Below are 10,430 nucleotides of genomic sequence, written 5' to 3' on the forward strand. Positions count from 1 at the left end.
TCAGCCGGCGGCGTGCTCGCCGATGACCGCCTGGGCGTAGACGACGCCGAGACCGTAGGTACCGCCGTGCGCCTTCACGACCTCCATGACCGGCAGGTACGTCTCCGCGCGCGCCCAGTCGCGCTGGAGCTCCAGGAGCACCTGCACCCAGGTCACCGGCACCACACCGGCCTGGACCATGCGCTGTACGGCGTGCTCGTGGGCCTGGGGGCTGACGCCGCCCGACGCGTCGGTGACGACGTAGACCTCGTAGCCCTGGGCGAGCGCCGACAGCGCGGGCAGCACGACGCAGACCTCGGTCCACAGCCCCGCGATGACGAGCTTCTTGCGCCCGGTCGCCTTGACCGCCTCGACGAAGGCCTCGTCCTCCCAGGCGTTCATCGTGGTGCGGTCGACGATCCTCTGACCGGGGAAGACGTCCGCGAGCTGCGGCATCAGCGGGCCCGAGAACGACTCGGCGGCCACGGTGCTCAGGACGATGGGGACCTCGAAGGCCTTGGCGGCCTTCGCCAGGCCCACGGTCGCGTTGATGATCGCGGTGCGGTCGCCGCTGCCCGTGCCGAAGAACATCTGCGGCTGGTGGTCCACGAACAGGACCGCGCAGTTGTCGGGGGTCAGCAGGTCGGGGCTGGGAGCAGCGGTGACCTCGGCGATATCGACCATGAGTGTGCCTTTCTGCGATGAGAGATGACGATCACGGACGGTCGTCCGCGATCCGGGAAGGGAGGTGTGAGGGCCGGAGCGCACGGGCGCGCCTCCGGTCACAGGGAGAAGCAGGGGTCGAAGACCGGGGTGTCGGTCTCGGGGACCAGTCCGCGGCGGGCACGCCACTGGCGGTGCAGCTCCGACTCGGCGGCGGCCTCGCCGAGCAGTTCCGCCTGACGGACTCCCGGCCGGGCCTGCGCGGGGGTCGCCTGGTAGCCGCCGAAGTGGGCCACCGGGCTCCACTCGGGCGTCACGGCGGGCATCTCCTCGTCGATGCCCTCGTACTCGCCGGCGGCGTACACGACCCGGCCGCCGACGACCGTCAGGAGGGCTTCGATGTGGGCGATCTCCGGATCCGGCACCGTGAAGTAGTCCTCCGACAGGACGGTCAGGTCACCGAGGAAACCCGGGCGCAGTACGCCCTTGAGGTCCTGTTCACCGGTCAGCGCGGCACCAGCCGTGGTGAACATCTCCAGCGCCGTCTCCCGGTCGACCCGGTTGTGCGGCGGATGGATGGTCAGATCGCCCACGGTCCGGCCGGTGACCAGCCAGTGCAGAGCGATCCACGGGTTGTACGAGGAGACCCGTGTGGCATCGGTACCGGCGCCCACGGTCAGTCCCCGCCCCAGCATCGCCCGGACCGGCGGCGCGTCCGCGGCGGCACCGATCCCGTACCGGCGGACGAAGGCCTCGCCCTGGAAGGAGAGCCGGTTCTGCACGGACATGGCGCCGCCGAGCGCGACGATACGGTCGAGGCTGTCGGCGGACACCGTCTCCGCGTGGTCGAACAGCCACCGGTTGTTCCCGGGGAACAACCCCTCGGCGGCCAGCTTCTCGAAGACGGCCAGGTCACGGCGGATGGTCTCGTCGTAGGTGGCGTGCAGGCGGAAACCCCAGCCGTTCTCCATGAGGAGGCGGACCGCTTTCTCGAACTCCACCTCGTAATCGGGGGCGTGTTCGGGGCGCGGCTCGGCGAAGTTCTCGAAATCCGCCGCCGCCCAGGTGAGGTTCTCGCCGGCGCCGTTGAGGCGCAGCCACTCGTCACCGTCCTCGGGGCGGACCATTGCGATCCACCGGGTGAGGTCGTCGATCTCCTGTCCGGCGGTCTGCGGGAAGAGGTGGTAGGCGATCCGCAGGGAGAGCGCGCCCTCCCTGGCCAGCTCCGTGACGGTCTCGTAGTTGTCCGGGAAGTTCTGGAAGCCGCCCGCCGCGTCGATCGCGGAGGTGAGACCGAACCGGTTGAGCTCGCGCAGGAAGTGCCGGGTGGACGTCTTGCGATGCTCCTCGTCCAGCACCGGCGCCTGGGCCAGCGTCGAGTAGAGGATCAGTGCGCTCGGGGCCGCGAGCAGCATGCCCGTAGGGTCGCCGTCGCGTCCCCGCATGATCTGTCCGCCCCGCGGGTCGGGGGTGTCCTTGGTGTAGCCGGCGGCCTTGACGGCCGCGCGGTTGAGGATCGCGGACTGGTACAGGTGCAGGACGAAGACGGGGGTGTCCGGCGCGGCGGCGTTGAGTTCCGCGACCGTGGGCAGCCGCCGTTCGGCGAACTGCTCGGCGGACCAGCCGCCGACCACCCGTACCCACTGGCCCGCTGGGGTGCGGGCCGCCTGTTCCCGGAGCATGGCCAGGCCCTGGCGCAGGGAGCGTACGCCGTCCCAGCGCAGCTCCAGCACGTAGTTGAGGCCGCCGCGGATGACGTGCAGGTGAGAGTCGTTGAGGCCGGGGATCATCCGGCGGCCCAGCGCGTCGACCACCCGGGTCGCGGGGCCGACCTGCCCGGCCACGTCCTTGTCCCCGCCGACGGTCGTGATGACTCCGTCGCGGATGGCGATCGCCTCGGCCTGGGGCAGCCGGGGATCACCGGTGTGGATCTTCGCGTTGCGGACGACGAGGTCCGCCGCGTCGTCGGTGGCGCGGGGAATCAGCCCGCCGACCGGCATCGTGGACACCTTTCGACAACCTCCTGAAGGGCGTACGGGGCGTATGGGGTGGGATCTGCGACAGGCCGCGCTCAAGCCGACGACACATCGGCGAGGTGCACGGACGACCGTGCGGCGGCTGCTTCGCCGATCACGCTACGGGGGAAAAGCGGGCCCGATGTCCGGTCAGTGCACTGCGGGTTGACCTGTAGCGCACGGGTGGTCCGGGCGTGCCGGGCGCTGTGGCGCACGGGTGGTCCGGCGGCCCGAGGGCGCTTCGCACGCGGTGGTGGTCGCCGGCCGCGCGGGAGCGCCTCAGGGGTTCCGCCGGGTGACCGCGACGACGACACCGCCCAAGAGCGCACCGGCAACCAGCGCAGGCGCCGGGAGCCACGTCGCGAGCAGCAGGCCGACGACGGTGACGGCGCACGGGACGTCATCGGCCTTGCGGCGCTGGTGCGGGCGGAGGTGCACCGCCCAGACGGCGAACACGAAGACGGCGGCCGGAACCGTGACCCCCAGCGCGGCCGGCAGGGCCCCGGCGGTCCCCGCGGGGCGCGTGAGGTGGTCTGCGTAGGCAGCCAGGCCCGCCCCCGGCCAGGGCGCGCAGGGCGGCGATGTTCTGCTGCCGCTCGAAGGCCCCCCGTACGGCGATCGTGGCGGCCGCCACGGACTCGCCCAGCACGATGAGCGTGAACAGCTCGTAGCGCTCCGAGATATGACGTGGATGCCACGATGTCATGCCCGCGGATTGCGCCCACACAGGGACCAGCACCTCCGCGAGGATCATCACGGCGATGCCGGGAAGTCGACCCGTGGCCGGGAGGAATAGCAGCCCCACCCAACCGAGTTGACAGACCGTCACGCCGACGGCGAAGCGCAGCGTGGTCGCACGCCGCGGGCGATCGGCGAGGCCGGCGCGCAGCCACAGTGCCGCCAGTGCCGTGCGCAGCACCACGTACCCGAGCGTGATGACGAGCAGTTCCCCGTGCTCGAAGGCACGACCCACGCCGGCGGCCAGCACGAGAGAGCTGGTGATCTGCACCAGCACGGTCAGACGGTAGGGCGTGTCGTCCGGGTCGTAGGCGGAGGCGAACCAGGTGAAGTTCATCCACGCCCACCAGACGGTGAAGAAGACCAACGCGAAGCGCAGGACGCCCGCGGCGCCGTGCCCGTGGGCCAGGGCATCGCGCAGGTAATGGGAGGCCTGGGCCACGGCGACGACGAAACACAGGTCGACGAAGAGCTCCAGCGGCGTGGCGGTCCGGTGGGGCTCGCCCGGGTCGCGCCCGGTCATGGCATGCCGTCGGCGCGTGACGGGCACCGCCCGGCCGAGGGCCCGCACGCCGCTCAGCGGAGGTCTCCGGGCGCGGCCACGATCCTGACGGCGCGGTCCGGAACGGGACCAGGACCGACAACCACCACATCCGCCTGCTCGTTCATCCGAACTCCCGCTCCTCGTCGCAAATGCCGTCGTCCGCCGACGCTAGGCGGCCCGCAGCGCGACAGGAGCCCGCAGGCGCACGGGCTCTTGCCCGACAGTGAACGGTTCCGACGCCCACCGGATGCCGTGTGCTGACGGGCACCGGGGCATGCACTCAGGGGCAACCACACGCGGTCGCCCCCGCCTACCGTCACGGCGTACACACCGCACGGACCGCAGGAGGCGGATCATGACCACCAGCTCTCACCCCGGCAACGGAAGCCAGCCGTGGCTGCACCAGAAGGGCGAGGTCATCCAGGAGTTCGGGTCGGTCAAGCAGTTTCCGGTCGGCCTCTCGTACGAGGCCCGGATGTACTCGTGCCAGCGTCTGAACAGGGCCCTGGCGGACACCCAGATCCTCTACGGCCTCTACAAGAAGCACCATTGGCTGATGCGCGGCGCGACCTTCTACCAGCTGCACCTGGTGCTGGACAAGCACGCGGGGGAGCAGCTGGAGCTCATCGACACCCTCGCCGAGCGTGTCCAGTCACTCGGCGGAGTCGCGGTGGGCGACCCCCGGCACGTCGCCGAGATCACCTCCATCCCGCGTCCCCCGGACGGCGTGGAAGAGGTCCCCGCGATGCTCTCCCGCCTGCTGGAGGCCCATGAGACGATCCTCGTCGACGCCCACGACGCCGCGAAGCGCACCGCCGAGCTGGGCGACGACGGCACGAACGACCTCTTCGTCTCCCAGGTGATCAGGACCGGTGAACTCCAGTCCTGGTTCCTGGCGGAGCACCTGGTGGACACCCCGCTTGTCCGTTCCTGAGCCACGACGGATCCCCTACAGCCGCACATCGGTCCGGATCATGCGGGGGCGTAGCGGCAGGACCGCACTGCACCGCGCCCCCGCGCCAGACTCCCGCACCGCTCCCGTGACGTCGCCCACCGGTGAACGCCCACTTGGCCCCCGCCCGTCCGACCCGTCCACCGCCCCTTCGCCTCCTTGACCTGCGGATCCTCGCGGATGTCCTCTCCCGCAGTTTCGAGGGTGCCGGTCGTGCTCTGCTGCTGCGCGGCGAGGCGGGGATCGGGAAGACCGCGGTGCTCGACGCCGCCCGGGAGGAAGCCACCGCACGCGGCGGTCGCGTCCTGTCGGCGCTCGGCGTGCAGTCGGAGGCGACCGTGCCCTTCGCGGGGCTCCACCAACTGCTCAGCCCGTTCCTCCTCGACCACGCCTCAGCGCTGCTGGAACCGCAGCGACAGGCCCTGTTCGCGGCCTTCGGCATGAACGACAGCGTCGCCCCCGCCATGTTCTCGGTCGGACTGGCCGCTCTGGAGCTGATCGGCGATCCACCGGGCCACCGCGTGGGTTCTCTCGATCGCCACCGGGTAGCGGGCCTCGGGCGACAGGTCGTACTCCGGGAACACCACCGCGGCCTCCACCCCCACCGGCAGCGCGCCCGTGGCCCCGGGGGGCCGGACGACACACGCCCGGACAGTGCCCGTGGGCCGGCCCGGCACCATCACCCACTCCTTGTCCACCGCCGGCAGAGCGATGTCGCCGGATTGCACCTCGTCGACCGCCCTACGGCCCTTCACCGGCGTCAGCTCGAACAGGTAGGGCGGACGTGGCGGCAGCCGCCTCCAGCACGGGCCGGACCGGCTCGACGGCATCAGACATGTCAGTTCTCCGTACGTGCTTCCGTGGACGTGCCGGGATGCCGGTCGCTCCGGCACCACCGTGCCGACCCGTAAGCGGGCGCGGGAGCCACTGCCTTGCCACGATATGCCGCCGCGAGCCGGGCGATGGTCCAGGAGTGCACAAGGCGATGGTCCAGGAGTGCACGAACGGAGCGCGCAATGGCAGCGCGTCGGACCGGCCTATGAGGAGGCCAGCGCCTGCCAGTCGGTCGGAGTCATGCCGTAGGCGGCCCGGAAGACACGGCTGAAGTGGGCCGCGCTGGTGAACCCCCAGCGGTGCGCCACCGCCGCCACGGTGATCCTGCGGTTCGGCGCCTTGCTCAGATCACGCCGGCAGCAGTCCAGCCGACGCTGCCGCACCCACTGCCCCACGGTGATGCCGTCGGCCTGGAAAAGCTTGTGCAGGTAGCGCACGGAAATATGGTTCGCGCGTGCGATCGACTGCGGGGACAGATCGGGGTCCGGCAGATGCTGTTCGATGTAGGCGCGGACCTGGGAGAGCATCTCGTCGCGGGCGTGCGGCACCGCCGGATCGTTCCGTTGCGCCCCTTGCAGGAGTTCCATGACGAGGACGACCAGGAGATCGACGGTGTTGCGGGTCAGTTGGTGAATCACCTGAGGCGCGTGCGTGCTGGCCCCGGCGGACAACACCGACAGGAAGTCCGAGACCAGCCCGCCCAGTCCCGCATCGCCCGCGACCCTCGTTCCGGTGAGCTGGTCCCAGTCAGCTTCCGAGAGTTCCAGATAGGAGCGTGGCAGCCGGAAGACCGTCATGCCGCAGGCGTCCGGAAACCTCGGCGAGCGTTGTCGTCCCGGATCACAGAAGATGAGGTCGCCCGGTCTCATGACGATACGGCCTCCGTCCCGGGTCGTCGCGACAGAGTCCTTCTCGGCCAGCCCCAACCGGAAGAACTGGTCGTCTTCTGCGTGCGGCAGCGGCGAGAGGGTATGGGTGAGCCCGGGCAGTGTGGACATGAGGAGTTCTCCGCTCGATGCGATAGCGGCCCTGTCGCGTCGCGGCCCGTGCTCCGGGACACCGTACGCACACCGTGGTCGGTGTCGCATCGGTGTTGCCTGCGCCGAGTCCAGGGTCGAGGTCATGCCGCCGACGACGGCCTCATGTCCTCTACTCTGCCGAGCGTCTGTCCTGCAGGCATCTGTCAGTCGACTGGCGATGTGACTGTCCGTTGGCAGGCCGGGCACCGTCAGCCCGCGACCGCATCCCCTGAGCGGCGTTCGGCCTCGGTGATCCCGCCCCAGACGCCGTACTGCTGCCGCGAGGCCACAGCGAAGCGGGCGCACGGGCCGCTCACCGGACAGGCGCGGCAGATCGCGCGCCGCCTCCTCCCGACGCCTGCGCGCCGTGCCCCGCTCGCCGCTGGGAGAGAAGAAGACCGCGCTGTCCATGCCTCGGCACGCGGCCTTGCCCTGCCAGTCCCACATGTGCAGCAAGGGCTTCGTCAGCGCCCTCATCAGTCCCGTCCGGCCGCTGCGGCGTCCCTGGCGGCGGGGGCTCACGAGTCTGCCGCCGGACGTGTTCGCGTACCGCCTGAGAACCGGCTCAGCGCGGCGAGCCGCTGTTCGAAGGGGACCAGAGCGGCGCCGAACCCGTCGGTGGGGTCGACCGAAGTGATCGCGCCGTGCAGGGAGCGGGGTGCGATCGCCGCGGTGGTGTCGACGTCGGGGGCCGTGGCGGGGGCGGGGACTCTGCCGGGGCCCGGGCCGGGGGCGGTGGTTTCGGTTCCGGGGCCCGGGGAACTGCCGGTGGCCTCGGTTCCGGTGGAGGTCATGAAGCGGGCCAACTCGGTGCCCGCGCGGGCGATGCGGTGGGCGAGGCCCTCTTCGCCCCAGTCCTCGGACGCCGCGTACACGGCGGTCGGCAGGACGAGCGCGCGCAGGTAGGTGAACAAGGGGCGCAGGGCGTGTTCGGTGACCAGGGAGTGGCGGGCGGTGCCGCCGGTCGCGCCGGCGAGCACGGGCTTGCCGGTCAGGGCGTCTTTGTCGATGAGGTCGAAGAACGACTTGAACAGGCCGCTGTAGGACGCGGAGAAGACCGGCGTGACGGCGATCAGGCCGTCCGCGGCGGCCACCGCGTCGAGCGCGGCGGCGAGCCGGGCGGCCGGGAAGCCGGTGACGAGATGCTGGGCGATCTCGGTGGCGAGGTCGCGCAGTTCGACCACCTCGACCTCGGCGTCCACATGGTCGAGCGTGGCCGCGGCGAGGCGGTCGGCCAGGAGCCGGGTGGACGACGGGGAGCTCAGCCCTGCCGCCACGACGACGAGCTTCACCGGGAACTCCCTTCGGCGGTGGTCGTCTTGGCGGCGACGCGGGCGGCGTGGGTGGGCGCGTCGGGGACGCCGGCGGGCTTGAGGCCGGCGAACTCCTTGCGCAGCACCGGGACGACCTCCTCGCCGAGGATGTCGAGCTGCTCCAGGACGGTCTTGAGGGGCAGCCCGGTGTGGTCCATGAGGAACAGCTGGCGCTGGTAGTCGCCCACATAGCCACGGAAGGACAAAGTCCGCTCGATGACCTGCTGCGGGGAGCCGACGGTCAGCGGGGTGTCGCGGGTGAACTCCTCCATGGACGGGCCGTGGCCGTAGACCGGGGCGTTGTCGAAGTAGGGGCGGAACTCGCGGACCGCGTCCTGGGAGTTCTTGCGCATGAACACCTGGCCGCCGAGGCCGACGACGGCCTGCTCCGGGGTGCCGTGCCCGTAGTGGGCGAAGCGCCTCCGGTAGAGGTTCACCATCTGCTTGGTGTGGCCGGCGGGCCAGAAGATGTTGTTGTGGAAGAAGCCGTCGCCGTAGTACGCGGCCTGTTCGGCGATCTCCGGGGAGCGGATGGAGCCGTGCCAGACGAACGGTGCGACACCGTCGAGCGGGCGCGGGGTGGAGGTGAACGACTGCAGCGGCGTACGGAACTTGCCCTCCCAGGTCACCACGTCCTCGTCCCACAGGCGGCGCAGGAGCGCGTAGTTCTCGATGGCGAGGTCGATGCCGTCCCGGATGTCCTTGCCGAACCACGGATAGACCGGGCCGGTGTTGCCGCGGCCCATCATCACGTCCATGCGGCCGTCCGCGACGTGCTGGAGCATCGCGAAGTCCTCGGCGATCTTCACCGGGTCGTTCGTCGTGATCAGCGTCGTCGAGGTGGACAGGATCAGGTTCTCGGTGCGGGCGGCGATGTAGCCGAGCATCGTCGTCGGAGAGGACGGCACGAACGGCGGGTTGTGGTGCTCGCCAGTCGCGAAGACGTCGAGGCCGACCTCCTCGGCCTTGAGCGCGATGGCGAGCATCGCCTTGATCCGCTCGTGCTCACTCGGCGCACGCCCGGTCGTCGGATCGACGGTGAGATCACCGACGCTGAAAATCCCGAACTGCATTGCTGATTCCTTTCGATGACGTACTCGGTACTGGGGATGCGGCATTGGTCGTCGCATATGAGTCGCACATGACAACGCGGGGCCACGAGTCAGGGACGGGCACTTTTCTCCAGGAGGGAGGTGAGGGCGCCGTCCACGTCCAGATACGTGCTTTCCACCCCGGCAGGCACCAGGGAAAAGGTCCGCTGGAGGAAGTCCGCTACCTCCGTCACCGGCAGCTCGATCAAGGCCGTACCCGACCCGTTCCTGAGGACGACGCGGAGGGTGTCCGGGGGTGGCCGTGCGCGGGCAGCACCAGGACGTCGCCGGAGCCCGTGGGGCGCCGCAGCCCCCCGGCCAGGAGGTCGCGGGCGAACACCCACGGAATGCGTGGGCCGATCAAGGGGCCGAGGGACATACCGACGGCGTAGGGATCGGTGACGCGGTACCGCAGTTCCGCGGGCAGCGGAAGCGGCGGCCTGTTGAGAGGTCTGACATGCGCCGTGACAGCGCGGGTGACAGTGCCGGAATGCAGTTCCATTGAAGCCTCGAAAAACTGAGAAGAGCGTTTCCTCCTCAGCACCCTAGGCACGGGCTGCACGGGTGGTTTGTCGTGGAACGCACAGGCCGTTGCCCGGGAAAGCACCGCTGCCGCGGCACGTCGTGACGGTCCCGGCGCACCCGGCTCACTGCCCTGGCGGAGTCGCATCGACACGGCTGGTGCACTGTCGGGCTGCGGCCGGTACACGCTGGGGCAAATGGCTCGTTCGGCGCGCTCCTAGCCTGGCTGCGACCTTGTGGGCGACCCCCCTGAATGATGGTCGACGGCTGCCACCGCACGGCACCGCCTACCCTCACACCGACTTCGCGGCCATCGCCCGCGCGGCCGGTGCCCGGGGCATCCGGGTGGAGAAGCCCGCCGAGGTGCGTGACGCCCTGCGCGAGGCCTTCGCCCACGACGGCCCCGTACTGGTCGACGTGGTCACGGACCCCGACGCCCTCGCCATCCCGCCGAAGATCACCGCCGAACAGGTCACCGGATTCGCGCTGTCCGCGAGCCGCACCGTCCTCACCGGCGGCGTCGGACGCATGGTCCATCTGGCGCGCGCGAATCTGCGCAACGTCCCGCGCCCGTGAACCGGCCGCCCCGAACCGACGCACCCGAACGGCCTTCGCCGTCCCACCTCGCACCTAGGGCCTGTGTGGGGTTGTGATCTGGGCTCGCGGGGCGTGGCACGCACGCTCGCCGCGTTGCCGAAATGCCCTAGTAGCTCCGCTACGAGGGCCTTCCGGCGCCTTGCGATCGCACGCACCACGCCCC

11 protein-coding genes and 2 pseudogenes are annotated in these 10,430 nt (G+C 70.5%); 3 read left to right on the forward strand and 10 right to left on the reverse strand.

Translation table 11 applies throughout. The features are described 5' to 3' along the window. The 3 genes from STRIP9103_RS42910 to STRIP9103_RS42920 form a co-directional block, all read right to left on the reverse strand. Complete coding sequence (locus tag STRIP9103_RS42910; RefSeq protein ID WP_048822108.1) at positions 1-663, reverse strand: hydrolase; 663 nt, start codon at positions 661-663, stop codon at positions 1-3. Positions 664-761: 98 nt separating this feature from the next. Further along, positions 762-2,642: an amidohydrolase gene (locus STRIP9103_RS42915; RefSeq protein WP_181800467.1), complete on the reverse strand. Its 1,881-nt coding sequence runs from the start codon at positions 2,640-2,642 to the stop codon at positions 762-764. A gap of 415 nt (positions 2,643-3,057) precedes the next feature. Continuing rightward, positions 3,058-3,966 (reverse strand): low temperature requirement protein A, encoded by a 909-nt coding sequence (locus STRIP9103_RS42920; protein WP_009340861.1) that lies wholly within the window; start codon positions 3,964-3,966, stop codon positions 3,058-3,060. A 328-nt stretch (positions 3,967-4,294) separates the two neighbouring features. On the opposite strand from STRIP9103_RS42920, the gene STRIP9103_RS42925 reads away from it, so the two are divergent. Next, positions 4,295-4,873, forward strand: coding sequence for a Dps family protein (locus tag STRIP9103_RS42925; protein ID WP_009340820.1), 579 nt, complete (start codon positions 4,295-4,297; stop codon positions 4,871-4,873). Between the two features lie 122 nt (positions 4,874-4,995). Further along, positions 4,996-5,271, forward strand: a pseudogene (locus STRIP9103_RS53705) (AAA family ATPase); the annotation flags it as partial. A 12-nt stretch (positions 5,272-5,283) separates the two neighbouring features. Here the strand turns inward: STRIP9103_RS53705 and STRIP9103_RS50455 are convergent. The 7 genes from STRIP9103_RS50455 to STRIP9103_RS53305 form a co-directional block, all read right to left on the reverse strand. Further along, positions 5,284-5,721 (reverse strand): alpha/beta hydrolase fold domain-containing protein, encoded by a 438-nt coding sequence (locus tag STRIP9103_RS50455; protein ID WP_052315616.1) that lies wholly within the window; start codon positions 5,719-5,721, stop codon positions 5,284-5,286. Positions 5,722-5,928: 207 nt separating this feature from the next. Further along, positions 5,929-6,723: a helix-turn-helix domain-containing protein gene (locus STRIP9103_RS42940; RefSeq protein ID WP_009340864.1), complete on the reverse strand. Its 795-nt coding sequence runs from the start codon at positions 6,721-6,723 to the stop codon at positions 5,929-5,931. A 230-nt stretch (positions 6,724-6,953) separates the two neighbouring features. Beyond that, positions 6,954-7,061 carry a WhiB family transcriptional regulator gene (locus STRIP9103_RS53295; protein ID WP_319660752.1) on the reverse strand — a complete coding sequence of 36 codons (108 nt, stop codon included), beginning with the start codon at positions 7,059-7,061 and terminating at the stop codon, positions 6,954-6,956. 201 nt (positions 7,062-7,262) lie between these two features. After that, on the reverse strand, positions 7,263-8,036 hold the full coding sequence (locus STRIP9103_RS42945; RefSeq protein WP_009340807.1) for a CE1759 family FMN reductase: 774 nt from the start codon (positions 8,034-8,036) through the stop codon (positions 7,263-7,265). Further along, the gene (locus STRIP9103_RS42950) at positions 8,033-9,130 is read right to left on the reverse strand and encodes an LLM class flavin-dependent oxidoreductase (protein WP_009340894.1); all 1,098 of its coding nucleotides are present in this window, start codon (positions 9,128-9,130) and stop codon (positions 8,033-8,035) included. Before STRIP9103_RS42950 ends, STRIP9103_RS42945 begins: the two co-directional genes overlap by 4 nt. 89 nt (positions 9,131-9,219) lie before the next feature. Beyond that, a complete protein-coding gene (locus tag STRIP9103_RS53300) occupies positions 9,220-9,357 on the reverse strand; it encodes a hypothetical protein (protein WP_009340818.1) in 138 nt (45 codons plus the stop codon). After that, positions 9,354-9,650, reverse strand: coding sequence for an SsgA family sporulation/cell division regulator (locus STRIP9103_RS53305; protein WP_009340812.1), 297 nt, complete (start codon positions 9,648-9,650; stop codon positions 9,354-9,356). The genes STRIP9103_RS53300 and STRIP9103_RS53305 overlap by 4 nt, the downstream gene beginning before the upstream one ends. A gap of 287 nt (positions 9,651-9,937) precedes the next feature. Here STRIP9103_RS53305 and STRIP9103_RS42960 point away from each other — a divergent pair. After that, positions 9,938-10,246, forward strand: a pseudogene (locus STRIP9103_RS42960) (thiamine pyrophosphate-dependent enzyme); the annotation flags it as partial. Positions 10,247-10,430 lie beyond the last annotated feature (184 nt).

The organism is Streptomyces ipomoeae 91-03 (assembly GCF_000317595.1).
Classification (GTDB): Bacteria; Actinomycetota; Actinomycetes; order Streptomycetales; family Streptomycetaceae; genus Streptomyces; species Streptomyces ipomoeae.

Excerpts from the sequence above, each read along its gene's own strand:
- STRIP9103_RS42910 (WP_048822108.1), bottom strand. The coding sequence starts at position 663 with ATGGTCGATATCGCCGAGGTCACCGCTGCTCCCAGCCCCGACCTGCTG.
- STRIP9103_RS42915 (WP_181800467.1), bottom strand. The coding sequence starts at position 2,642 with ATGCCGGTCGGCGGGCTGATTCCCCGCGCCACCGACGACGCGGCGGAC.
- STRIP9103_RS42925 (WP_009340820.1), top strand. The coding sequence starts at position 4,295 with ATGACCACCAGCTCTCACCCCGGCAACGGAAGCCAGCCGTGGCTGCAC.
- STRIP9103_RS50455 (WP_052315616.1), bottom strand. The coding sequence starts at position 5,721 with ATGCCGTCGAGCCGGTCCGGCCCGTGCTGGAGGCGGCTGCCGCCACGT.
- STRIP9103_RS42940 (WP_009340864.1), bottom strand. The coding sequence starts at position 6,723 with ATGTCCACACTGCCCGGGCTCACCCATACCCTCTCGCCGCTGCCGCAC.
- STRIP9103_RS42950 (WP_009340894.1), bottom strand. The coding sequence starts at position 9,130 with ATGCAGTTCGGGATTTTCAGCGTCGGTGATCTCACCGTCGATCCGACG.
- STRIP9103_RS53305 (WP_009340812.1), bottom strand. The coding sequence starts at position 9,650 with ATGGAACTGCATTCCGGCACTGTCACCCGCGCTGTCACGGCGCATGTC.